General features: G+C 72.2%; 21 protein-coding genes. 13 read left to right on the top strand and 8 right to left on the bottom strand.

Features of this window, described 5'->3' with window-relative positions; genetic code table 11:
• Positions 1–39 precede the first annotated feature (39 nt).
• A complete protein-coding gene (locus ACFY0K_RS39180; protein WP_382718055.1) occupies positions 40–594 on the bottom strand; it encodes a DUF3291 domain-containing protein in 555 nt (184 codons plus the stop codon).
• A gap of 47 nt (positions 595–641) precedes the next feature.
• Positions 642–1,328: a helix-turn-helix transcriptional regulator gene (locus ACFY0K_RS39175; RefSeq protein WP_390643855.1), complete on the bottom strand. Its 687-nt coding sequence runs from the start codon at positions 1,326–1,328 to the stop codon at positions 642–644.
• Positions 1,329–1,926: 598 nt separating this feature from the next.
• Between ACFY0K_RS39175 and ACFY0K_RS39170 the strand changes: the two genes are divergently transcribed.
• Entirely contained in the window at positions 1,927–2,814 is an 888-nt protein-coding gene (locus ACFY0K_RS39170) for a sugar phosphate isomerase/epimerase family protein (protein ID WP_390643854.1), read from the top strand.
• A gap of 288 nt (positions 2,815–3,102) precedes the next feature.
• On the opposite strand, the gene ACFY0K_RS39165 is transcribed toward ACFY0K_RS39170, so the two are convergent.
• Positions 3,103–3,321, bottom strand: a complete 219-nt coding sequence (locus ACFY0K_RS39165; protein WP_390643853.1) for a hypothetical protein — start codon at positions 3,319–3,321, stop codon at positions 3,103–3,105.
• Here ACFY0K_RS39165 and ACFY0K_RS39160 point away from each other — a divergent pair.
• The 5 genes from ACFY0K_RS39160 (at position 3,316) to ACFY0K_RS39140 (ending at position 10,063) form a co-directional block, all read left to right on the top strand.
• Entirely contained in the window at positions 3,316–3,789 is a 474-nt protein-coding gene (locus ACFY0K_RS39160; protein ID WP_390643852.1) for a cytochrome P450, read from the top strand. The two genes, ACFY0K_RS39165 and ACFY0K_RS39160, sit on opposite strands and share 6 nt — an antisense overlap.
• A gap of 435 nt (positions 3,790–4,224) precedes the next feature.
• Entirely contained in the window at positions 4,225–5,550 is a 1,326-nt protein-coding gene (locus tag ACFY0K_RS39155) for a lipase family protein (RefSeq protein WP_390643851.1), read from the top strand.
• 754 nt (positions 5,551–6,304) lie between these two features.
• Entirely contained in the window at positions 6,305–8,098 is a 1,794-nt protein-coding gene (locus ACFY0K_RS39150; protein WP_390643850.1) for an FAD-dependent oxidoreductase, read from the top strand.
• 4 nt (positions 8,099–8,102) lie between these two features.
• On the top strand, positions 8,103–9,164 hold the full coding sequence (locus ACFY0K_RS39145) for a maleylacetate reductase (RefSeq protein ID WP_382718034.1): 1,062 nt from the start codon (positions 8,103–8,105) through the stop codon (positions 9,162–9,164).
• Positions 9,161–10,063, top strand: a complete 903-nt coding sequence (locus ACFY0K_RS39140) for an intradiol ring-cleavage dioxygenase (RefSeq protein WP_390643849.1) — start codon at positions 9,161–9,163, stop codon at positions 10,061–10,063. Before ACFY0K_RS39145 ends, ACFY0K_RS39140 begins: the two co-directional genes overlap by 4 nt.
• A 44-nt stretch (positions 10,064–10,107) precedes the next feature.
• On the opposite strand, the gene ACFY0K_RS39135 is transcribed toward ACFY0K_RS39140, so the two are convergent.
• The 3 genes from ACFY0K_RS39135 to ACFY0K_RS39125 form a co-directional block, all read right to left on the bottom strand.
• Positions 10,108–11,061: an AraC family transcriptional regulator gene (locus tag ACFY0K_RS39135; protein ID WP_390643848.1), complete on the bottom strand. Its 954-nt coding sequence runs from the start codon at positions 11,059–11,061 to the stop codon at positions 10,108–10,110.
• 467 nt (positions 11,062–11,528) lie between these two features.
• Positions 11,529–12,722: a PotD/PotF family extracellular solute-binding protein gene (locus tag ACFY0K_RS39130; RefSeq protein ID WP_390643847.1), complete on the bottom strand. Its 1,194-nt coding sequence runs from the start codon at positions 12,720–12,722 to the stop codon at positions 11,529–11,531.
• Positions 12,723–12,901: 179 nt separating this feature from the next.
• Positions 12,902–14,341 (bottom strand): gamma-aminobutyraldehyde dehydrogenase, encoded by a 1,440-nt coding sequence (locus ACFY0K_RS39125; protein ID WP_390643846.1) that lies wholly within the window; start codon positions 14,339–14,341, stop codon positions 12,902–12,904.
• A gap of 165 nt (positions 14,342–14,506) precedes the next feature.
• Here ACFY0K_RS39125 and ACFY0K_RS39120 point away from each other — a divergent pair, with 165 nt between their 5' ends.
• From ACFY0K_RS39120 to ACFY0K_RS39090, 7 genes are all read left to right on the top strand, one after another.
• Positions 14,507–15,025 carry an Lrp/AsnC family transcriptional regulator gene (locus ACFY0K_RS39120; RefSeq protein ID WP_093498818.1) on the top strand — a complete coding sequence of 173 codons (519 nt, stop codon included), beginning with the start codon at positions 14,507–14,509 and terminating at the stop codon, positions 15,023–15,025.
• A complete protein-coding gene (locus ACFY0K_RS39115) occupies positions 15,010–16,392 on the top strand; it encodes an aspartate aminotransferase family protein (RefSeq protein WP_390643845.1) in 1,383 nt (460 codons plus the stop codon). Before ACFY0K_RS39120 ends, ACFY0K_RS39115 begins: the two co-directional genes overlap by 16 nt.
• 190 nt (positions 16,393–16,582) lie before the next feature.
• Entirely contained in the window at positions 16,583–17,323 is a 741-nt protein-coding gene (locus ACFY0K_RS39110) for an ATP-binding cassette domain-containing protein (protein WP_351959649.1), read from the top strand.
• A complete protein-coding gene (locus ACFY0K_RS39105; protein ID WP_390643844.1) occupies positions 17,305–18,891 on the top strand; it encodes a hypothetical protein in 1,587 nt (528 codons plus the stop codon). The genes ACFY0K_RS39110 and ACFY0K_RS39105 overlap by 19 nt, the downstream gene beginning before the upstream one ends.
• Positions 18,892–19,023: 132 nt before the next feature.
• Positions 19,024–19,431 carry a VOC family protein gene (locus ACFY0K_RS39100; RefSeq protein WP_352364636.1) on the top strand — a complete coding sequence of 136 codons (408 nt, stop codon included), beginning with the start codon at positions 19,024–19,026 and terminating at the stop codon, positions 19,429–19,431.
• Between the two features lie 16 nt (positions 19,432–19,447).
• Positions 19,448–20,602, top strand: coding sequence for an LOG family protein (locus ACFY0K_RS39095; RefSeq protein ID WP_390643843.1), 1,155 nt, complete (start codon positions 19,448–19,450; stop codon positions 20,600–20,602).
• 138 nt (positions 20,603–20,740) lie between these two features.
• A complete protein-coding gene (locus ACFY0K_RS39090; RefSeq protein WP_390643842.1) occupies positions 20,741–21,472 on the top strand; it encodes an LAETG motif-containing sortase-dependent surface protein in 732 nt (243 codons plus the stop codon).
• 82 nt (positions 21,473–21,554) lie between these two features.
• Here the strand turns inward: ACFY0K_RS39090 and ACFY0K_RS39085 are convergent, their stop codons facing one another.
• On the bottom strand, positions 21,555–22,577 hold the full coding sequence (locus tag ACFY0K_RS39085) for an ABC transporter ATP-binding protein (RefSeq protein WP_390643841.1): 1,023 nt from the start codon (positions 22,575–22,577) through the stop codon (positions 21,555–21,557).
• Positions 22,577–24,175, bottom strand: a complete 1,599-nt coding sequence (locus ACFY0K_RS39080; RefSeq protein WP_390643917.1) for an ABC transporter permease — start codon at positions 24,173–24,175, stop codon at positions 22,577–22,579. The genes ACFY0K_RS39085 and ACFY0K_RS39080 overlap by 1 nt, the downstream gene beginning before the upstream one ends.
• Between the last annotated feature and the right edge of the window lie 12 nt (positions 24,176–24,187).

Genomic DNA, 24,187 nt, shown 5'->3' with positions numbered 1-24,187 from the left:
GCGGTGAGGGGCGTGCGCCGAACTCCCGGCGCCCGCCCCTCACCCGCGTCCCGCGGGAGCGGTTGCGGTACCGGCGGGAGCGGTGGCGGCCGGGGCGGTACCGGCGTCCGCGCCATGGTGCGGCGCAAGCGCGGCCTCGTCCGCGGGGTAGGAGACGGCGAAGGTGAAGGCGCGCGCCGAGGGCCCGTGCACGCGCAGGTCGGCCAGCCGTTCCAGGGCCTCGCCGGCGGTCGGGAGGTGACCGGCGGGAACCCACCAGAGCACGAGATGCGCCTCGACGTGCCGCTCGAACCACTCGCGCCGGCGCCGCATCACGTCCAGGTGCTCACTGCGGTAGGTGAATCCCCACAGCGCCTCCCGGGTCTCCCACACCGTCAGGTTGACGATGACGTCCTCGCCCGCAGGACGCAGGGCGGTGGCGTCGGCCGCCCCGTCCTCCACGAGCCGCCACACGAAGCCGGGCGCGTCGTCGGCAGCGGCGTTGACCGTGTCGAGCATGCCGACGAACGGTGCCATACGCGGGTCGTCGAGTGGGAAGCGGAGGGTGGCGACATTCAGCTGGGCGAGGTGGACTGCGGGCGCGGATGCGGTCATGGCCACATGGCAGCACGCATCGCCTTCTATGTCAATCGTCGTTGTTTTTAGAGGACTTCGGAGGCGGCCTCCACCACCACGCAGCACTCGCCCGGCCGGGCTGCCATGCGCGCCCGGACCGGGCCGCCGGTACCGAGCAGTCCCTCCAGCAGCGCGAGGTTCATGCCGCAGACGAGCGGCGGAAAGCGTTCGGCGACAGCATGGAAGGGGCAGTTGCGCATCCGGACGACAGCGGCGGCCGTCCCGGCCGCGTCCTCCGCACTTCCGGCGGCTTCCAGGTGCGGTTCGTAACCCCGGGCCGCGAGCGTCTCCATGGCTTCTTCGAGGCCGCCGCAGGGTGCCGCCGAACCGCGCAGGGCCTCGCCGCGACGGCGCGCGGCCGCGCAGAGCCCGGCGTCCAGCCCCGCCTGCTCGGCGGCTTCGGCGAGCAGTTCGGCCGCGGTGCGGTAGTCCCGGGCGGGCAGCGACACCGCCCGCTCCGCCCGGGCCCGGGTGTACACCTTGGCCGGCCGGCCCGCGCCCGGTCCCGAGCGCCCGGTCAGCCGCCGGCTCCCGGTGTCGAGCAGACCGGCCTCGGCCAGCCTGTCCAGGTGGTGCGCGGCGAGCGTGCGCGCCACCCCGGTCGCCTCGGCGGCCTCGTTACGGCCGACCTCGCGGCCCTGCGCGGCCACGTACTCGTACAGCCGGCGGCGCACCGGATCCTGCAACGCCGCGATCGCGTCGATGTCGTCCACCCGGCCATTCTAGGAACTACGCAGGTTGGAGATAGAAAGGGCCGGGCGATGACGGCCGCCCCGCCCATTGACGGGCAAATGACGGTCCCGATGACGGCCAATTGAGGGATTCGAGGGCTACACCAGATCCCTTCCCGGCCCTAGCGTTGCGACCACGTGAACGTTCTGGCCATTGGCCGTGCGCGACCGATCGTGCGCCGGCCACGGCCGTGCTCTGACAGTTTCCTGAACGGAGAGGGCGATGGCGCCCGTGGCGTGGCTGATCGACGGCCGGACGCGGAACCGCGGTGCGGTGCCGTACGTCCGCCCACGAGCGGATGAACGTCCCGCCACCCGCCCACCCGTGCCGGGGCGTTCCCCGTCGACCGTGGCCGGAACCGCCCGCGCGTCCTGGAGCCGGGCCGCCCCGCAGGCGCCGGACCGACCGCCCACCACCCGCTCCGTCACCATGCGCCCCGTCACCACGCGTTCTTCCATCTCCCGTTCTTCCACCTCCCGGACGCCGTCCGCACCCGCCCTCGTACGGGTGTGACGCACCCGGCGACGACCCGCTCCCCGGCGACGCCGACCCTCACTGGAACCACCGAAAGGCCACGGCATGACCACCCCGCAGCTGAACCGGATCGCCGGCGCGCCCATCTCCTGGGGCGTGTGCGAAGTGCCCGGCTGGGGCTACCAGCTGACACCCGAGCGGGTGCTGAAGGAGATGCGCGAGGTCGGCCTGGCCGCCACCGAGTTCGGCCCGGACGGCTTCCTGCCCGCCGCCCCCGAGGCGATGGCCCACGTCCTCGCCGACCACGACCTGCACGCCGTCGGCGGTTTCACCCCGCTGCTGCTGCACGTGCCCGGTCACGACCCGGTGCCCGAGGCGGAACGGCTCCTGGCGAACTACGCCGCCTCGGACGCGGAGGTCCTGGTCCTCTCCGCCATCACCGGCCAGGACGGCTACGACTCCCGCCCCGAGCTGGACGCCGACGGCTGGAAGCTGCTGCTGTCCAACCTCGACCGGCTGACCGCGCTGGCGGCCGAGCGCGGGGTACGGGCCGTACTGCACCCGCACGTCGGCACGATGGTCGAGAACGGCGACGAGGTCCGCCGCGTCCTGGAGCACTCCTCGGTCTCCCTCTGCCTCGACACCGGCCACCTGCTCATCGGCGGCACCGACCCCGCCGAACTCACCCGCCAGGCCCCCGAGCGCATCGCCCACACCCACATGAAGGACGTGGACCTCTCCCTCGCCGCCAAGGTGCAGTCCGGCCGCCTCACCTACACCGACGCCGTCCGCGCCGGCATGTACCGCCCGCTGGGCGCAGGTGACGTCGACGTCGAGGCCATCGTCACCCACCTGGCCACCCACGGCTACGACGGCTGGTACGTCCTCGAGCAGGACACCATCCTCACCGCGGACCCCGAGGGGAAGGGCCCGGTCGAGGACGTGTGGGCCAGCGCCGAACACCTTCGCTCGGTCCTGCGCGGGGCCGCATAGCCCCGCGCGGAGTTCGCCGCGCCGGCGGTCCAGGCGGACGCTGTGGGGGCACGGGACGGCATCGGTTCCTGCCCTGGTCCGACGTCAGGACCGTGCACGACGGACTCCGGCTCGTCGAGGCCGCCGGTCGCCCGGCGGGCGGCGGGCGGCGGGCGGCGTCATCGACGAGCGGCACGCCGAGCGCGTGGACGGGCCTGACCTCGCCCTGCCCCGGGGGGACGGTCCGCGCCACGGGCCGGGCCGGGACGGAGGTGCCGTCCCGGCCCGGCCTTCACGGAGGCTCGGTGGTCAGCCGTTGACGGGGGCGACCTCGACATAGTCGATGTCGGGCGCCCAGGACGAGGAGTTGGAGAACTTCAGGGTGTTGGTGCCGGCGGTGAGACCGACGGTGAGGACGGCTTCGGCGCACGGATCTGGGCCGCCGCGGACCGGGGCGACCTCAGACCGGAACAGGCACCCCTGGTCGTCCGCTCCCCGCTCACCGCCGGCGTCGGCACGACCGTGCACGGCCTGGCCGCGACACTGTTCGCCTTCGCCTCGCACCCCGAGCAGTGGCAGCGGCTGCGCGAACGCCCGGAGCCGGCGCGGGTGGCGTTCGACGAGGCGGTCCGCCGGCAGTCGCCGGTGCAGACCTTCTTCCGTACGGCCACCACCGACGTCACCGTCGGGGGGACCGTGATCCGGGAGGGAACGAGGATCCTCGTGTTCCTGGGGTCGGCCAACCGGGATCCGGCCAGGTGGCAGGACCCGGACCGCTTCGACCTCGCCCGGGACCCCTCCGGACACGTCGGCTTCGGTATGTGCATCCACCAGTGCGTCGGCCAGCACGTGGCACGGCTGGAGGCCGAGGCCCTGCTGACCGCACTGGTCCGCCGGGTGTCCCGCATCGAACTGGCCGGGCAGCCCGAGCGCCACCTCAACAACACCCTGCGCGCCTGGGCCGCCCTGCCGGTCCGCGTGCGCGTGGCCGGCTGAGCGGGCACGTCGAAGCCCACTGCGGTTCGGCAGCGCACCGCCTCCTGTGCGGCAGCACTGCTATCGGCCAACGCCCTCCACGTGGCCGCCGGCCGGCGAACCGCTCGGCTCCGTCGGCCGACGTGATCGCAGGGTGCCCGGTCCTGCTGCGGCGACGTGGCGTTGCGCGTCGACGCCGGCGGGTCTCCGGCATCCGAGAACGCGCACGTCAGAGACCCGCGCCGATGACGGTCGCTCATCGCCACAACCACCCTGTTACACGTGTCGTCAAATTACTGAACCGTAACCTACCGACTGCTACCACGAGTAACTTACTCGTGCGTAAGGTTCTGGCGAACCGCTACCGAGCGGCATGAACGCGCCATGGGACGGCCGCGTTCCGGTGCCGCTCTCACCTGTGCACCTCACTGCCGGCCGCTCCACGAGAGGTTTGCCATGCCCGTACGCAGACGACTTCTGGTCGCAGCAGTCACCGCTGCCGCCTGCCTGGGCGTCCAGGCCCTGTCGTCCTCCCCCGCTTCGGCGGCGGACGAGGTGATCTCCAGGGGAGTCACCATCCCCGCGTTCTACAACCCGCCCACCGACCTGCCCAGCGCCGACGGCACGCTGATCCGCAGCGAGCCGCTCAGCCTCGCCCTCAGCCTGCCTGGCCTCGACGGGCCGCTCCCCGGCAGCGCGACCCGCCTGATGTACAAGTCCACCGACTCGGACGGCCGGGCGGTGGCCGTGACCGGCGCCTACATCGAACCGGCCGCCGCGTGGCGGGGCGGCGGGGTACGCCCCCTGGTCGTGATCGCGCCCGGCACCATGGGACAGGGCGACCAGTGCGCCGCGTCCCTGGGGCTCGAACACCCCCTGACGGTCAACGGCCAGACGGTCTCCGTCGGTTACGAGGACCTGGCGGTCTACCGCCTGCTCGCGAAGGGCATCGCCGTGGTCGTCACCGACTACGTCGGCCTCGGCGCCACCGACCGGCTGCACACCTACGTCAACCGCGTCGACGAGGGCCACGCGGTGCTGGACGCCGCCCGTGCCGCCCGCTCGGTCGGCGGCGCCTCCGTCACCGACGCGTCCCGGGTGGGGCTGTTCGGCTACAGCCAGGGGGGCGGGGCGACCGCCGCCGCGGCCGAACTCCAGGCGTCCTATGCCCCCGACGTCCCGCTCGCCGGCACCTACGCGGGCGCTCCGCCCGCCGATCTGACCGCGGTCACCAAGGCCATCGACGGAAGCGAGCTGGCCGGTGCGCTGGGCTGGTCGCTCAACGGCTTCCTCCAGTCCGACCCCGATCTGAGGCCGATCGCCGAGGCGCATCTCAACGCCGCCGGAAAGGCCGCCCTCTCCGACCTGTCGACCATGTGCACCGGAGACGCGATCTTCGGCTACGCCTACGCGAAGAGCACCAAGTGGACGACCGACGGACGGTCCATCAGCGACATCATCGCCGACACGCCCGCCCTCCAGTCGTTCCTGGACAGCCAGCGCATCGGCTCCCTCGACCCGTCCGGGGCCGTCCGCATCGCAACCGGCGTCAGCGACAACCTCGTTCCGCACGCGCAGGCGCGGCAACTCGCCGTCGACTGGTGCCACAAGGGAGGCGATGTCACCTACAAGGCCGTCACCCTGCCGGACCTCGGCAGCGCGCTAGTCAACCACTTCGCCCCGCTCCTCACCGACCAGACCGCCGCCATCAACTGGCTGACCGACCGGCTCGCCGGCGAGGCGACCGTCTCCAACTGCTCCAGCATGCCCGCCCAGCCCTGATCGACCGCGCAGGTGGGGGGCAGCCCACGCGCGCCTCCCACCTGGCCACCGGTCCTCAGGGGCTGCTCTCCTGGACGCGCGGCTCGTCGGCCAGGAGTCCGGCGGCTCCGGCGGCTCCGGCGGGGCTGAACACGTCCTGGGCGGCGGGGCGGTGCCGCCGTGGAGTCCGGGGGTTCCCTTGAGCCGGGTCGCGGAGATGGTCAGTCCGCGGGTGGTCAAGGGGAGGGCGCGCTGGTGGACCGCGGCCCCTACGGCGGAGACCAGGTCGTCGCGGAGTCCGCTGAGCGGGCCGGTTCGCCCCGCAGCTCGGCGGCCTGGACACACCGGCCCGTGAACAGGTCCGTGCCCGGCCGCACCGCACCGTCGGAAACCCGGCGGCCGAGCCCGCGACGCGCATGCCCGGCTTCGACCCTCCGCAGCGGACGGCGGCCGAGCCCGGCGCCGGGCGCCCGGGACCCGACACCCGACGCCCCGACGCCCCGACGCCCCGACACCCGACACCCCGCACCCCGCACCCCGCACCCCGCACCCCGCACCCCGCACCCCGCACCCCGCACCCGAGGCATGATCGACGCCTTCGCCGCGGCCGGCGGGTGCTGCCGGAGGGAACGCGGTCCGCGCGTTCGCGGATCTTCCCGGATCCGCCATGTCTTGCGGTTTCCGCCGAGAACGCGTGCGACCGCTGTCAGCGGGAGTCGCCGGGCGCACAGTGAAGCCATCGGCGACGAGGCCGGACGGACGAAAGGTGCCAAGGATGCCGGAATTCAACGACGGGACCGCGGAGACCGAACTCCCGGCCGGTCCGGTCATGGTCACGGACGTCGTGGTCGTGGGATCCGGACCGGCGGGCGCCGCGGCTGCCCTGGCCCTCTCCACGCTCGGCGTGGACAACATCATGATCACCAAGTACCGCTGGACGGCCAACACCCCGCGGGCCCACATCACCAACCAGCGCGCCATGGAGGTCTTCCGCGACCTCGGCATCGAGGACCAGGTGCTCGCCGACGCCACGGACCACGACCTCGTCGGCGACACGGTGTTCTGCACCAGCATCGCCGGGGAGGAGATCGGCCGGATCCACACCTGGGGCACCCGCCCGGACCGCGAGGCCGACTACCGGCTCGCCTCGCCCTGTCTCACCGTCGACATCCCGCAGACCTACCTGGAGCCGATCCTGGTCCGCAACGCCGCCAAGCGCGGCACCCAGGTGCGGTTCTCCACCGAGTACCTCTCCCACACCCAGGACGACGACGGCGTCACCGTCGACGTCCTCGACCGGCTGACCGGGAAGGCGTACCTGATCCGCGCCAAGTACCTGATCGGCGCCGACGGCGCCCGCTCCATGGTCGCCGCCGACATCGGTCTACCCTTCGAGGGGGCGATGGACATCGCCGGCTCGATGAACATCACCTTCAAGGCCGACATCAGCCGTTACGTCTCCCACCGGCCCTCGGTCCTGTACTGGGTGATCCAGCCCGGCTCGAACGTCGGCGGGATCGGCGCGGGCCTCGTCCGGATGGTCCGCCCGTGGAACGAGTGGCTGATCGTGTGGGGCTACGACATCAACGAGGAGCCCCCGCAGGTCGACGAGGCGGCGGCGGTCCAGATCGTCCGCAACCTCCTCGGCATGCCCGACCTCGACGTCGAGATCACCGGCACCAGCCTCTGGGGCAACAACGAGATGTACGCCACCCACCTGCACAGCGGCCGGGTGTTCTGCGCCGGCGACGCCGTCCACCGGCACCCGCCGAGCAACGGCCTCGGCTCCAACACCTCGGTGCAGGACGCCTACAACCTCGTCTGGAAGCTGGCCGCCGTCCTCAAGGGCCAGGCGGATCCCGCGCTGCTCGACACCTACTCCGCCGAGCGGGCGCCGGTCGCCGAGCGGATCGTGAAGCGGGCCAACAGGTCCAGCCGCGAGTTCGTCGACATCTTCAAGGCCCTCGGTGTCCTCGACGCCACGACGGAGACCGAGATGGCGGCCGCGATCGAGGAACGCAAGGCCAACACCCCGGCGGGCGCCGCCAAACGGGCCGCCCTGGTGCGGGCGATGGACCTGAAGAACTACGAGTTCAACGCGCACGGCGTCGAACTCGGCCAGTTCTACACCTCGTCGGCGATCCTCTCCGACGGCAGTGCACCGCCGGTCCCGTCCCGCGACCCCGACCTCTACTACGAGATGTCCACGGTGCCGGGCTCGCGTCTGCCGCACGCCTGGGTCGGGGACAGCGCGCACCGCAAGGCGCTGATGGACCTGGCGCCGTACGACCGCTGGACGCTCATCACCGGCATCGCCGGCGAGGCGTGGGAGGCCGCGGCCGAGAAGGTCGGCCAGGAACTCGGGGTGCCGCTGGCCACGGTCGTCATCGGCCCGGGCCGCGAGGTCACCGACCTCTACTACGACTGGGCCAAACTGCGCGAGGTCGAGGAGAGCGGGGTGCTGCTGGTCCGCCCCGACAAGCACATCGCCTGGCGGGCCATGACCCTGCCGGACGATCCGGAGGGCCGGCTGCGCGACGCTCTGGCCGCCGTACTGGGAAGGGCCTGATCCGGTGCGTTTCGACCATGAGACCCTGCCGCAGCGCGTCCGGTTCGCGTCCGGTGCGGCGGCCGCCGGCCTCCGCACCGAAGTCGAACTCCTCGGCGGCCTGCGGCCGATGGTGATCGCCGACCCGGCCGCACGGGCCGTCGCCCGCGAGATCGCGGCCGGGCTGCCCGTCGCGCACTGGCACGACCGGGACGGCGATGTCGTCATGCACGTCCCGGTCGCGGTGGCCGAGCGGGCCCGAGCGGCGGCGGCGGAGCACGACGTGGACGTGGTGGTCGCCGTCGGCGGCGGCTCGACGACCGGTCTGGCCAAGGCGGTCGCCCTGACCTCCGGCATCCCGGTGGTCGCGGTGCCGACCACCTACGCCGGCTCCGAGGCCACCGCGGTCTGGGGCCTGACCGAGGACGCCCGCAAGACGACGGGCACCGACCCGCGGGTCCTGCCCCGCGCCGTCGTCTACGACGCCGCCCTGACGCTGACCCTGCCGGTCGGCATGAGCGTGGCCTCGGGGCTCAACGCCCTCGCGCACTGCGTCGACTCGATGTGGGCGCCCCGCACCGACCCGATCGACCAGGCCCTCGCGGCCGAGGGTGTCCGTGCCCTGCGCACCGGGCTGCCCCTGATCGTCAAGGAGCCGGAGGGACTGGACGGCCGTGAACGGGCCCTGTACGGCGCGTACCTCTCCGCGACCGCCTTCGCGTCCGCCGGCTCGGGACTCCACCACAAGATCTGCCATGTCCTCGGCGGCATGTTCGACCTGCCGCACGCCCAGACCCACGCCGTCGTCCTCCCGCACGTCCTCGCCTTCAACGCCCCGCACGCCCCCGAGGCCGAACGACGGCTCGCGGCGGCCTTCGACGCGCCGACGGCGACCGCCGGACTGGCCCTCGTGTACGACGAGTTGGACCCGCCGCGCGCCCTGCGCGACCTCGGTATGCCCGAGGACGGCATCACTCCGGCGGCGGAGGCGATCGTTGCCGCCGCCCCGCCCGACAACCCGCGGGCCGTCACGCTCGGACCGGTCCGCCGGCTGGTGCGTGCGGCCTGGGAAGGAGCACGGCCATGACCAGCGAGACCCGGGCCGCCGTCCCCGCCGAGCAGCAGGCGCGGGAGGCCGAGATCACCCGGCAGGTTCTCGACTCGTTCGGCGACTGCACCGATCCCCGGCTCAAGGAGGTCCTGGAGTCCCTCGTACGGCATCTGCACGCGTTCGTCCGGGAGGTGCGGCTGACGGAGGACGAGTGGAGCAAGGGGATCGACTTCCTCACCCGGGCCGGGCACATCACCCACGACCGGCGCCAGGAGTTCATCCTCCTCTCGGACGTCCTCGGCGCCTCCATGCAGACCGTCGCCGTCAACAACCAGGCGTACGGTGACGCCACCGAGGCCACCGTCTTCGGCCCCTTCTTCGTCGAGGAGAACCCGGAGATCGAGAACGGCGGGGACATCGCGTTCGGCGCCGCCGGTGAACCCTGCTGGGTGGAGGGAACCGTCACCGACAGCACCGGCAAGCCGGTCCCCGGTGCGCGCATCGAGGTGTGGGAGGCGGACGAGGACGGCTTCTACGACACGCAGTACGGCGACGACCGCACGGCCGCGCGTGCGCATCTGTTCACCGGGGCGGACGGCGGCTACCGCTTCTGGGGCCTGACCCCGACCCCGTACCCGATCCCCCACGACGGACCGGTGGGCGAACTGCTGGCGGCGACCGGGCGCTCACCGATGCGGGCCTCGCATCTGCACTTCATGGTCAGTGCGCCCGGCCTGCGCACCCTGGTCACGCACATCTTCGTGAAGGGCGACGAACTGCTGGGCCACGACGCGGTGTTCGGTGTGAAGGAGTCGCTGGTCAAGGAGTTCCGTCGGCAGCGGCCGGACACCCCGGCACCCGACGGGCGGGACCTGGAAGGGCGCGCCTGGTCGCGGGTCGGGTTCGACATCGTGCTCGCACCGGACGGCGCCTGACCCACCACCCCGAGCGGGCGGCGCGTCCGGCTCTCCCCCGGCCGTCAGCCGTCGGCGTCGGCCGCCCGGGCCTCCCGCAGCACATCGGTGGCCCGCACCCCGTACCGCTCCTTGAACCGGTGCGAGAACCGGGCCGCCGAACCGAAGCCGCAGCGCGCGGCCACCTCGGCGACGGTCGGGTTCCCGCCCCCGGCCAGCAGTGCCCGCGCCCCCTCGAGCCGGCGTGCCAGCAGGTACTGCGGGACGGTCGTACCGCCGGCGGCGAACACCCGCGACAGGTGCCGCTCGCTGATCCCGATGCCCTTGGCGATCCGGACGGCGTTCAGCCCGCTGTCGCTCAGGTGGTCCTCGGCATAGGCCTTGGCCATCGCCAGATGGACGGCGGAGAGCGCGGCCGGACGGCCGGTCACCACGCCGGCGAGCAGATCGAGCAGGGTGTCCTCGTCGACCGGCCGGGACGTCTCGGGATGCACGGCGCGGCCGGCCAGCCGCGCCAGCGTCCTGGCCTGCAGGTCGCCGGTGCCGAAGTCGAACATCCGGGGGCGGGCCACCGGCTCCGGCCCGGTGATCTCCCGCCACACCTGCCGCGGCACCTTGACGGCCAGTTCCTCGAGGCCCTGGGAGAAGCCGCGCATGAAGGGCCGGTCCGCGTCGCACACGATCAACTGGCCCGGCCGGACCACCTGTACTCCGCCGTCGTGATAGAAGAACGCCTCCCCGACCAGCGTCAGGTAGCAGGCGATGGCCTCGGACGGCAGCTGCCGGACGACCGCACGGGTACGTTCGACGACGTGGGGATTCCCCGTCACCCGGGCCACATGCACCCTGGGCAGCTGCAGGTTGATCTCCGTCGCCTCCAGGACCTCGTCGTCGAGCGACCGGCAGCGCAGGCCGATCAACGCGGTCGCGTTGTGGTCCTCCCACAGCGCGACACGCTGGGCCTCGGGCAGCCCGGCCGTGCTGAAACGCACGGGCCCCGACACCATGCCGGTCGTCATCCTCCCAGAGTATTCCCTCGGTGCCGTCAACCGGTCGTCCGCGCCGTTGCCCTCCGGTCCCCGGGCCCTCCGGTCCCCGGGCTCGGCGCCGGGTGGCGCAGGCCGGTCCGGGCCGCCGCCGGCGAGACGCCTCTCCGGGAGTACGACGGCCAGGACCACGCCGACGTGCCGGCAGGCCGAGATCACAGCCCGCCCACCGCCCCGAGGCCGGTGCCGGACAGGTGGCCGGCCGACTGGTCGGCCGTGCGGCAACAGCTCACCGACGAGGTCAGCGGCCTACTGGCCCGGATGACCCGCCACCAGGCATGGCCCCACGTCGGGGCACCGGCCGGCGCGGATGAGCCTGGCCTGGCAGCCACCCCCGATCACCCCCGGCAGCGGCATGAACCTGGGGGGCCGTACCCGCGGGAGCGATCAGACGCCGCCCGAGCCGCGTGCGTCGACGTGATGGGCCACACCGTCCCCCCCTACAACCCCACGATCTTGTTCCACCGCTGGGCGAACTCCACCCGTTCCGTCGACGTGATGTCCCGGGCGATCGCGAGGCGCTTGCGCATCGCCGCGTTGGGGAAGATCAGGGGGTTGTCGGCGAGGGCCGCGGTGTCCTTGTCCTTGGAGTCGGCGAGGACCTGCTGGGCCGCCGGGACCGGGCAGACGTAGTTGACCCAGGCGGCCAGCTCGGCGGCGACCTCGGGCTGGTAGTAGTAGTCGACGAGACGCTCCGCGTTGGCCTTGTGGTCGGCGCGGTCCGGGATCATCAGGGAGTCGGACCAGAGCTCCGCCCCCTCCTCGGGGACGACGAAGCTGATGTCGGGGTTGTCCGCCTGGAGCTGGATGACGTCGCCGGAGTACGCCTGGCAGGCCAGGACGTCCCCGCTGACCAGGTCCTTGGTGTAGTCGTTGCCGGTGAAGCGGCGGATCTGGCCGCGGTCCACCTCCCGCTGCACCTCGTCGCAGACGGCGTAGAAGTCGTCGGCCGTCCACTTGGTGATGTCCACGCCGTTGCCCTGCATGAGCAGCGCGAAGGCCTCGTCGAGGCCGGAGAGCAGGGTCACCCGGCCCTTGAGGTCGCTCGCCCACAGGTCCTTGACGTGCCGGATCTCGCGGCCCAGCTTCCTGCGGTTGTACGCGATGCCGGTGATGCCCGACTGCCAGGGCACGGTGGAGAGGCGGCCCGGGTCGAACGCGGGCGAGCGGAGCAACGGGTCCAGGTACTTCGCCACGTTCGGCTGGTGGGCGCGGTCCATCGTCTGGACCCAGCCCAGGCGGACGAACCGGGCGCACATCCAGTCGCTGATGACGATCAGGTCGCGGCCGGTGGACTGGTGGTTCATCAGCGCGGGGCTGATCTTGCCGAAGAACTCGTCGTTGTCGTTGATCTCCTCGATGTAGTCGACGGAGATCCCGGTGCTCTTCTCGAAGGCGTCGAGGGTGGGCCGCTTGTTCGGGTTGTCGTCGTCGACGTCGATGTACAGCGGCCAGTTGGCGAAGACCAGCTTGTGGTCCGCGGCGGACACGTCGGTCACGGCGCGGTCGCCGGCCTTGACGTAGGCGGCGGGCACCCCGCAGCCCGCCAGCGCGCCGAGCGCGGCGGTGCCGCCGAGCGCGCGCAGCAGGGAGCGACGGGAGAGCGCGGGCGTCTGGGAAGAGGTCTGGGGCACGCCCGAAGCATGTCGCGCCCGCGTCTCACCGGGCAATCGACGCTGCGTCGAGCCACCTGACGCGGACCCGACACCTTGTCGATGCCCCGGACGGCGCCCCGAAAGGGGCGCGGGGAACTGCGCGACCAGCCCCCACGCACCCGCACCCGACCCACAACCTGCGGCCTACGGCCTACGGCTTACGCGTCCAGCGACGTCATCACGTGCTTGATCCGCGTGTAGTCCTCGAACCCGTACCCGGACAGGTCCTTGCCGTACCCGGACTTCTTGAAGCCGCCGTGCGGCATCTCCGCGACCAGCGGGATGTGCGTGTTGATCCACACGCAGCCGAAGTCCAGCTTCTTGGACATCCGCATCGCGCGCCCGTGGTCCTTGGTCCACACCGAGGACGCGAGCGCGTACTCGACGCCGTTGGCCCAGCCCACGGCCTGCTCCTCGTCCGTGAAGGACTGGACGGTGATGACCGGCCCGAAGACCTCGTTCTGGATGATCTCGTCGTCCTGCTTGAGGCCGGAGACGACGGTCGGCGCGAAGAAGTAGCCCTTGTCGCCGACCCGCTGACCGCCGGCCTCGACCTTCGCGTGCGCCGGGAGCCGCTCGATGAAGCCGGCGACCTGCTTGAGCTGGTTCGGGTTGTTCAGCGGTCCGAACAGCACGTCCTCGTCGTCCGGCTGGCCCGTCTTGGTCTCGGCGGCGGCCTTCGCGAGCGCCGCGACGAACTCGTCGTGGATGGACTCCTGGACGAGCACCCGGGTCGCCGCCGTACAGTCCTGGCCGGCGTTGAAGAAGCCCGCCACCGAGATGTCCTCGACGGCCTTGGCGATGTCGGTGTCCTCGAAGACGACGACGGGGGCCTTGCCGCCCAGCTCCAGGTGGACCCGCTTGAGGTCCTTGGAGGCGGACTCGGCGACCTGCATGCCGGCCCGCACGGAGCCGGTGATGGAGGCCATCGCCGGGACCGGGTGCTCGACCATCGCACGGCCGGTGTCACGGTCACCCGTGACGACGTTGAAGACGCCCTTGGGGAGGATCCCGCCGATGATCTCGGCCATCAGGACGGTCGACGCCGGGGTGGTGTCCGACGGCTTCAGGACGACGGTGTTGCCCGCGGCGATCGCCGGGGCGAACTTCCACACGGCCATCATCATCGGGTAGTTCCACGGCGCGACCTGCGCGCAGACGCCGACCGGCTCGCGGCGGACGATGGAGGTCATCCCCTCCATGTACTCGCCGGCCGACCGGCCCTCCAGCATCCGGGCCGCGCCGGCGAAGAACCGGATCTGGTCGACCATCGGCGGGATCTCCTCGGAGCGGGTGAGCCCGGTCGGCTTGCCGGTGTTCTCCACCTCCGCCGCGATGAGTTCCTCGGCCCGCTCCTCGAACGCGTCCGCGATCTTCAGCAGCGCCTTCTGCCGCTCGGCGGGCGTGGTGTCGCGCCAGCCCGGGAAGGCCGCGGCCGCGGCCGCCATCGCCGCGTCGACGTCGGCCTCGCCGGACAGCGGGGCGGTGGCGTACGCCTCGCCGGTCGCCGGGTTGACCACCTCGGTGGTCCGTCCGTCGGCGGCGTCCCGGAACTCACCGTCGATGTAATTGCGCAGACGACGCAGCTCGGTGCTCACTGCCGGCCCTCCAAGTTCGGGTGTCCATTCACTGAGACACCCACAGTAATCCGAGATCCCACGTTTTCAACACCCCCACAGCCGCCACGTCTGCGAAATCCGCAATCCACGACACCTCAAACAACGAATTTCATCGATACGGCCTTGCGGAACCGTCGAGACGTCGTGCACAGTGAGGTCGTGGCCAGTCGAAGCGCAGACCAGAGGGACTCGTCGCGCGAGTCCAGGAACGGCACCCCGCAGTTGGACGCCGTTTCCCTCGCCATCATCCAGCAGCTCCAGGAGGACGGCCGCCGGCCGTACGCCGCGATCGGCAAGGCCGTCGGCCTGTCGGAGGCGGCCGTGCGTCAGCGCGTCCAGAAGCTGCTGGACCAGGGCGTCATGCAGATCGTCGCCGTCACGGACCCGCTCACCGTGGGCTTCCGCCGGCAGGCGATGGTCGGCATCAACGTCGAGGGCGACGTCGAGTCGATCGCGGACGCGCTGACGGCCATGTCGGAAGTCGAGTACGTGGTGATGACCGCGGGCTCGTTCGACATCCTCGCGGAGATCGTCTGCGAGGACGACGACCACCTGCTGGACGTCATCAACAAACGCATCCGGGCCCTGCCCGGCGTGCGCTCCACCGAAAGCTTCGTCTACCTGAAGCTGAAGAAGCAGACCTACATGTGGGGAACCCGATAACCGTGACCCAGAAGGACCTCAGCCGCACCGCGTACGACCACCTGTGGATGCACTTCACCCGCATGTCCTCGTACGAGAACTCGCCCGTCCCGACCATCGTCCGGGGCGAGGGCACCTACATCTACGACGACAAGGGCAAGCGCTACCTCGACGGTCTCGCCGGTCTGTTCGTGGTCCAGGCCGGTCACGGCCGCACCGAACTCGCCGAGACCGCCTTCAAGCAGGCCCAGGAGCTGGCGTTCTTCCCTGTGTGGTCGTACGCCCACCCGAAGGCCGTCGAGCTTGCGGAGCGGCTGGCCGACCACGCCCCCGGCGACCTGAACAAGGTCTTCTTCACCACCGGCGGCGGCGAGGCCGTCGAGACCGCCTGGAAGCTCGCCAAGCAGTACTTCAAGCTGCAGGGCAAGCCGACCAAGTACAAGGTCATCTCCCGCGCGGTCGCCTACCACGGCACCCCGCAGGGCGCCCTGTCGATCACCGGCCTGCCGGCGCTGAAGGCCCCCTTCGAGCCCCTCGTCCCCGGTGCCCACAAGGTCCCGAACACCAACATCTACCGCGCCCCGATCCACGGCGACGACCCGGAGGCCTTCGGCCGCTGGGCCGCCGACCAGATCGAGCAGCAGATCCTCTTCGAGGGCCCCGACACCGTCGCCGCGGTCTTCCTGGAGCCGGTCCAGAACGCGGGCGGCTGCTTCCCGCCCCCGCCCGGCTACTTCCAGCGCGTGCGCGAGATCTGCGACCAGTACGACGTGCTCCTGGTCTCCGACGAGGTCATCTGCGCCTTCGGCCGGCTGGGCACGATGTTCGCCTGCGACAAGTTCGGCTACGTCCCGGACATGATCACCTGCGCCAAGGGCATGACCTCGGGCTACTCCCCGATCGGCGCGTGCATCGTCTCCGACCGCGTCGCCGAGCCGTTCTACAAGGGCGACAACACCTTCCTGCACGGCTACACCTTCGGCGGCCACCCGGTCTCCGCGGCGGTCGGCCTCGCCAACCTCGACCTGTTCGAGCGCGAGAACCTCAACCAGCACGTCCTGGACCACGAGGGCGCCTTCCTCTCCACCCTGCAGAAGCTGCACGACCTGCCGATCGTCGGCGACGTCCGCGGCAACGGCTTCTTCTACGGCATCGAGCTCGTCAAGGACAAGGCCACCAAGGAGTCCTTCAACGACGAGGAGACCGAGCGCGTCCTGTACGGCTTCCTCTCCAAGGCCCTGTTCGAGAACGGCCTGTACTGCCGTGCCGACGACCGCGGCGACCCGGTCGTCCAGCTCGCCCCGCCGCTGATCTCCAACCAGGAGACCTTCGACGAGATCGAGCAGATACTGCGCGCCACCCTCACGGAGGCGTGGACCAAGCTCTGATCATCGGATCAGCGGTCTGACCATCCGGCCCCGGCGCCGTCCGTTCGAGTGAGAACGGCGGCCCGGGGCCGTGTGCTGTCCGGGCTCCGCCGCCCCGCCTGCCTAGCGTGCACGTGACCGATCGGCCCAGCCTTCGTTCCCCCGGACGTGGGAAGGCACGGCAAACGGATCAGAACCGAGGTGTACGCCCATGGAGGCCCCGCCGGACAACGACGTGCTGTGGGCACGCGCCCTGCACTTCAGCCACCAGGACGGCTCACCCGGCATCGCCGGCATCTCGCTGGCCGTGCGGGAGGGCGAGATCCTCGCCGTCAGCGGCCCGCGCGGCAGCGGCAAGACGACACTCCTGAGGTGCCTCGCCGGTCTGGTCCCGGCGCAGGACGGCGAGGTCTGGTTCAACAGCAAGGCCGTGCACCGGATGGGCCCGTTCGCCCGCGAGCGGCTGCGCCGCGACCGCTTCGGCTGGATCGACCCGGCCCCGGCCCTCGTCCCCGAACTGAACGTCTGGGAGAACACCGCCCTGCCCCTGATGCTGCGCGGCACCGGCCGCCGCCGGGCCAAGGTGGCAGCGCTGGAGTGGCTGGAGCGCCTCGACGTCGGCGACAAGGCCCGCAAGCACCCGGCCGAGCTCCAGCAGGCCGAACGCCAGCGCGTCTCCATCGCCCGCGCCCTCGCCCCCGCGCCCACGGTCCTCTTCGCCGACGAGCCGACGGCCCCGCTGCACCGCGCCGACCGCGCCCATGTGCTGCGCACCCTCACCACGGCCGCCCGCTCGCACGGCATCACGGTCGTCCTCGCCACGCACGACGCGGAGACGGCGGCCCTCGCCGACCGCAAGGTCGACCTCCTGGACGGGCGCCGGGTGAACACCGTCCATCTGCCGCCGGTCCCCGAAACGGAGGGCCGGGCCGAGTGCTCAGTCTCCGTCTGACCCGCGCCGCCCGGCCGGCCGTCCACGTGCGCCGCCTCCTGGTGGCCGCCGCGGCGGCGGGCACGGGCTTCCTCCTCCTTTCCGCCCTCGGCTACGCGCTGGCCCACCCGAACCACTCGACGGCGGCCCTCCTGCGCCTGTCCTGGTGCGCGGTCCCGGCCGCCAGCACGGTGTACCTCGCGGTCGCGGTGGCCCGCACCGACCCCGGCGCCAGGCCGCGCTCCGGTCTCTCCGCCTTCGGCCTGGGACCGGCCCGCCTGATGGCGATCGCCGCCCTCAACACGGCCCTCGCCTGCACCCTCGGCTCCGTGCTGGCCCTCCTGGTCTTCCTCCACCTGCGCGGCGACCTCACGGGCATGCCCTTCGACGGCGCGGCGAAGGACTTCCTGGCGGCCGACAGGTCCCTGCCCGTCCCGGCGGCCCTGACCCTCCTGGCCGTCCTCCCGGTCCTCGCCTCCACGACGGTCGCCCTGGCCCTCCGCCCCCGCGACCTGCCCCACCCCGGCACCCGGACCCGCGTCTACGGCCGCTTCGGCGCCTACGACCGCACCGCAAAGCCCGAATCCTTCGGCACCTACGGCCGCTTCGGCGCCCGCTTCTTCCGCAGCCCCACCCCCAGCCCCCAGCCCACGAACCCCCCACCCCACCCGACAGACGCCACCCAGCCACCGCTCCAGCCCGGGCACGGCCCCCAGCCACCGCTCGACCTCTCGCACGGCCCCCAGCCACCGCTCCACCTCTCGCACGCCGCCCAACCGCCCGCGCATCCCGCGCACGACGCCCCGCCGTCTTCGGAATCCGCGGGCAGTCGTGCCGCTGGGGCGGCACGGGTGGGCGCGGACGGCACCCTGCGAGCGCCGGTAAGCGACACCCCCCTCGCCTCAGCCCCAGCCGACCCCACCCATGACACCCCGGCCCCCCTCCCCGGCCTCCCCGCCGTCCCCGACCTCCCCACCGCCCAACCCCCCGGCCTCCCCTGGGGCATCGCCGTGCTCGCCGCAGGCCTCGCCGTGGAGTCCTACGCCGGCGTCACCGAGACCGCCCCGCACACCACCCTCCCCGGCGGCCTGTCCGGCGGCCCCGCAGGTGTCCTCGCCGGCTGGGCCCTCACCGCCCTCGGCCTGATCCTCGCCGCCCCCGGCCTCACCCACCTCTGCGGCCGCCTCCTCCAGGCCGTCCGCCCCGGCGCCCGCCGCCTCCTCGCCGGCCGCGTCCTGATGGCGGAGGCCACCCGCGTCGGCCGCCCCCTCGGCGTCGTCTGCGCGGTGGCGTCGGCCGCCTTCGCGACCACCGCCCTCCACGGCGGCGACGGCAGCGCCCCCGCCTTCGGCCCCCTCACCGCGCTCGGCGGCCTCGTGGTGGCCGGCTGCACGGTCGCCACCCTCCTCACCGCCGCCGTCGAGGCCCGCCAGTCCCGCGCCGACATCACCGCGGCCCTGCTCCGCCTGGGCGCCCCGGCGACCGTGCTGCGCAGCGCCGCGGCCCTGCGCACCGGCGCCCTGCTGGCCTTCTTCGGCCCCCTCACCCTCCTGATCGCGGACCTCGCCGCACTCCCGCTCGCCCGCTGAAAGCCCGACTGAACGGCGGACTGAACGGCCGTACGAGCGGCCGTTCGAAAAAATCCGCGCCCGGCGCGATGACTTTCGCGGCGCACCCCGGTCTATCCCCCCGAACGGCACGACACCCGAGGGAGAGACCCCATGTACCAGCAGATGATCTTCGTGAACCTGGCCACCGACGACGTCGCCGCGTCCCGGAAGTTCTTCACGGAGCTCGGCTACTCGATCAACCCGCAGTTCAGCAACGACGACTGCTCCTGCGTCGTGATCAGCGACACGATCATCGCGATGCTGCTGAGCAAGCAGCGCTACGCCGACTTCACGAAGAAGGAGATCGCCGACTCGACGAAGACCAGCGAGGTGCTGATCTGCCTGAGCGCGGAGAGCCGCGAGAAGGTCGACGAGCTCGTGGGCAAGGCGGTCGCGGCCGGCGGCACGGCCAACGACGACGTCCAGGACCAGGGCTTCATGTACGGCCGTTCCTTCGAGGACCTCGACGGCCACAGCTGGGAGGTCGTGTGGATGGACCCGGCGGCGGTCCAGGGCTGACACCTACAGTGGGCGGGTGCATCCGACACCCGCCCAGCCGCACCCCGCCCAGCCAGGCTCCACGCCGTCGCACCGGGCCGCCCGCGACCGTGAGATCGAGTCCCTCGCCGAGTTCGACGAGGTCGTCGCCGCGCACGGAACGCTCGCGCAGTACCGGATCCAGGCCGTCGATCTGACGGACCGTACGGACGTCCTGCTGACCACCGACACCACCGGCGCCGTCTTCCTCGGCTGCCCGATGTCCCCCGAGGCCGCCGCCCGGGCCGGCGCGTCCGGCGCGCTGGTGTTCCCGCCGGTCCCGGACCTCCCCTTCGATCCCTACCGCGCCTTCGTCTACACGCCCGGCGAGCTGTTCGACTCGCTCGACGCGGGCTACGAGGCGACTCCGGACGCCCGTTCGTACGCCTGGTTCCAGCAGACGAGGGCGGACGGCGACATATTCGGCTCGATGCTGCGCTCGATCCACGACGACGCGGTCTCCGACGCGCTGGACGAACTCCTCGTCGGCGCCCGGGTGGTGGGCGTGATGGGCGGGCACGCGATGGCGCGCGGCACGGCCGAGTACGCCGGTGCCGCCCGGCTCGGCCGGGAGCTCGCGCGGACGGGGTTCACGGTGGCGACCGGCGGCGGCCCCGGCGCGATGGAGGCGGCGAACCTCGGCGCGTACGCGGCGCCCTTCGACGACGGGATGCTCGACGAGGCACTGGAACTCCTCGCCAAGGCGCCGTTGTTCCGGCCGTCCGTCACCGACTGGGCGCGCGCCGCCTTCGAGGTCCGCGAGCGCTGGCCCGACGGCGGCCCGTCGGTCGGCATCCCCACCTGGTTCTACGGCCACGAGCCGCCGAACGCCTTCGCCGCGCACATCGCCAAGTACTTCGCCAACGCCACCCGCGAGGACGGCCTGCTGGCCCGCTCCAACGCCGGCGTGGTCTTCCTGCCGGGTGCCGCCGGGACCGTACAGGAGATCTTCGACAACGCGACGCCCAACTACTACGAGTCACGCGGTGAGCCGACCCCGATGGTGCTCGTGAACGAGGCGCACTGGAGCGAGAAGCTGCCGGCCTGGCAGCTGCTGACCTCGCTCGCGGGGGAGCGCGCGATGGCGTCCCGTATCGCCCTCGTTGACCGGATCGAGCAAGCTTCACAAGCGCTGAAACGTCTCACCAATTAAAGAGAAGGTAAAGTCAACATCCGTGGACCGCATATGCGTTGACACTACTTACGGCACACTTATAGACCTGAGGGACTCTTGGGGATTCTGATGCCTCACCGCATTGCCGCATCAACTCCCCTTCAGCCCCCCTCAGTTATGCACTCAGTAAGGACAAACGTGTCCATATCCCGCCGCAGTGCACGTCGTTCCGTGCGCATCCTGGGTGTTGCCTCCGCGTCGGCCGCGCTGGCCCTGGGCGTCTCCAGCAGCGCCTTCGCGTGCAACATCTCCGAGTTCTCCGCCGAAGCCACCTGCGACGGCTCCAACGGCGTCATCACGGTCACCGACCAGGACGCCTCGGGTACCCCGGCCACCATCACCGTCTTCCTCGAGAGCAACGGTGCCGACGCGAAGCAGGTCGGCGACGCGCAGACCGTCAAGGGCTCCAAGGCCGGCAAGAAGGTCACCTTCTCCGAGGACTGGGCGCCCAACGCGACGTACCGCGTCCGCGTCAAGGTCGACAGTGGCAACATCCACATCGACACGGACATCACGCCCAACCTGACGACCCCGTCGACCGCGTGCAAGTCGGACGAGAGCGCCAGCCCCTCCCCGTCGGACTCGGCCACCCCGTCGCCCTCGGCGTCCGAGACCACTCCGGCCGAGTCGGACTCCCCGACCCCGTCGGCCACCGAGAGCAGCAGCACGGCCCCGGCGACCACGTCGGACAACGCCCCGTCCCCGGCCGTCGGTGAGTCGAACCTCGCCGAGACCGGTGCCAACTCCAACACCGGCCTGATCGCCGGTATCGCCGCCGCGCTCGTGGTGGTCGGCGGTGGAGCCGTCTGGTTCGGCATGCGCCGTCGTGGGGCGCACAGCGGCAGCTGACGCGCCGCTCACCACACCCGTACACCGTCGAGGCCCGTCCCGTATCCCCGGGGGCGGGCCTCGGCCGTACCCGCGCACGAGGTCAGTGCAGTACGACGGTCTCCGCCGCCTCGAACGCGACGCCCACCGCGTCCCCGGCCTCCGGCGCCTCCCGCAGCGCACAGGCCGCCTCCAGGCGCGGCCCGTCCCCGGGCTGGAGGTGGACGGTGACGTGGGTGCCCTGGAAGGTGCGGGCGGTCACCGTGCAGGGCAGCCCCGCGTCGGCGGCGACGAGCCGCACCCCCGCCGGCCGCACCAGCAGCGTCCGCGGGCCCTGCGCCGAACCCTCGGGCACCGGGACCTTCCCCCACGGCGTCACCGCGACGGTTCCCTCGACGGTCGCCGGGACCACGTTGCCGAAGCCGAGGAAGCGGGCCACGAACTCGTCCGCGGGCCGCTGCCAGACGTCGAGGGGCGTGCCGGACTGGGCGATCCGCCCGTCCCGCATCACCACCACCCGGTCGGCCAGCGCGAACGCCTCCCCCTGGTCGTGCGTCACCGCCAGCACGGTGGTGCCCAACCGCCCGAACAGCTCCCGGAGTTCGACCACCAGCCGCTCCCGCAGCGAGCGGTCGAGCTGCCCCAGCGGTTCGTCGAGCATCAGCAGCCGAGGCTGCGGCGCCAGCGCCCGCGCGAGCGCAACCCGCTGCTGCTCGCCGCCGGAGAGCCCGGCGACGGCCCGCCCGGCCGCTCCCGGAAGCCCCACCAGCTCCAGCAACTCACCGACCCGTTCGGCCTGTTCCGCTCTCCCAACGCCCCGCATCCGGAGCCCGAAGGCCACGTTCCCGCCGACGTCCCGCTGCGGGAACAGCTGGTGGTCCTGGAACATCAGGCCGACGCCCCGCCGGTGGGCCGGCACCCGCGCCTGGTCGTGACCGTCGAGCAACACCCGCCCAGAGCCGAGCGGTTGCAGCCCCGCCACCGCCCGCAGCAGCGTCGACTTGCCGCTCCCGCTCGGCCCGAGCACGCACACCACCTCGTGCTCGGCCACCTCCAGGCCGACGGCGTCGAGCACGGCCCGCCCGCCGAACCGCACGGTGGCCTCGTCCAGTTCGAGAAGCGGCATCAGAACTCCCCCGTCCGGTCGGTGCGCAGCCGCTCAAGGACCAGCAGGGCCACCGCGCACACCACCATCAGAATCGTGGAAAGGGCCATTGCCTGGCCGTAGTTGAGATCACCGGGGCGGGACAGCAGCCGGGCCACGGCGACCGGCAGGGTCGGGTTGTCCGGCCGCGCGATGAACACCGTCGCCCCGAACTCCCCCAGCGACACCGCGAACGCGAAGCCCGCCGCGATCAGCAGCGCCCGCCGCACCAGGGGCAGATCGACCTCCCGCCACACCCGCCAGGGCGAGGCCCCCAGCACGGCCGCCGCCTCCCGCAGCCGCTCGTCCACGGCCCGCAGCACGGGCAGCATGGTCCGCACGACGAAGGGCACGCCGACCAGCGCCTGCGCGAGCGGGACGAGGATCCAGGACTGGCGCAGGTCCAGCGGCGGCTTGTCGAGCGCGATCAGGAACCCGAAGCCGACGGTCACCGCGGACACCCCGAGCGGCAGCATCAGCAGGGCGTCGAACCCTCGTACCAGGCGCCCCGCGTCCCGCCGGGCCAGCGCGGCGGCCGCGAGCCCGCCGATCACCACGGCGACGGCGGTGGCGGCGACCGCGTACTGCAGCGAGTTGACGACCGACTCGATCGGCGCGACCAGGAAGGTCCCGCCGTCGGCGTCGCCCAGCGCCCGGTAGTACCCGAACCCGCCGTCCAGCGACCGCCGGACCAGCACGGCCAGCGGCAGCACGAGGAGCACGGCGACGGTGGCGAGCACCCCGCCGAGCAGCGCCCACTGCCCGGCCCCGCGCGGCCGGCGTGCCGTCACCGCCGGGTCCACCAGCCTGAGCGCGCTCTCCCGCCGCCGTACCGTCCACGCGTGCACGGCGAGGATCGCGCCGACCGCGGCGAACTGCACGAGGGTGAGGACGGCGGCCGTGGAGAGGTCGAAGATCTCGGAGGTCTGCCGGTAGATCTCCACTTCGAGGGTGGAGAACGTCGGCCCGCCGAGGATCTGCACCACGCCGAAGGAGGTGAAGGTGAACAGGAAGACCATCAGCGCGGCGGCGGCCACCGCGGGGGCGAGTGCGGGCAGGGTGACCTTCCGCCAGGCGGCCAGGGGGGAGACGCCGAGCATCCGGGCGGCCTCCTCCTGCCGCGGGTCCAGCTGGGCCCACAGCCCGCCCACGGTCCGTACGACGACCGCGTAGTTGAAGAAGACGTGCGCCAGCAGGATGGCCCAGACGGTGGTGTCGAGCCGTACGCCCCACAGCTCGTCCAGCAGGCCGCCCCGCCCGACCAGTGCGAGGAAGGCGGTCCCCACCACCACCGTCGGCAGCACGAAGGGGACCGTCACCACGGCCCGCAGCACCTGCTTGCCCGGGAAGTCGAGGCGGGCGAAGACGTAGGCGGCGGGCAGCGCGGCCAGCAGGGTGAGCGCGGTGGAGGCGAGCGCCTGCCAGGTGGTGAACCAGAGCACGTGCCGGATGTCGGACTGGCCGACGACGTCGGCGATCCGCCCGAACCGCCACACGCCGTCGACCCTCAGCCCGCGCGTGACGATCGCCGCGACCGGCCAGGCGAAGAAGACGGCGAAGAACGCGACCGGCACGGACATCAGCCCGAGCCG

This window comes from Streptomyces sp. NPDC001507 (assembly GCF_042894765.1).
GTDB lineage: Bacteria > Actinomycetota > Actinomycetes > Streptomycetales > Streptomycetaceae > Streptomyces.
Note: the sequence above shows the minus strand (reverse complement) of the source record. Positions and strands in the feature narration are given on the sequence as shown.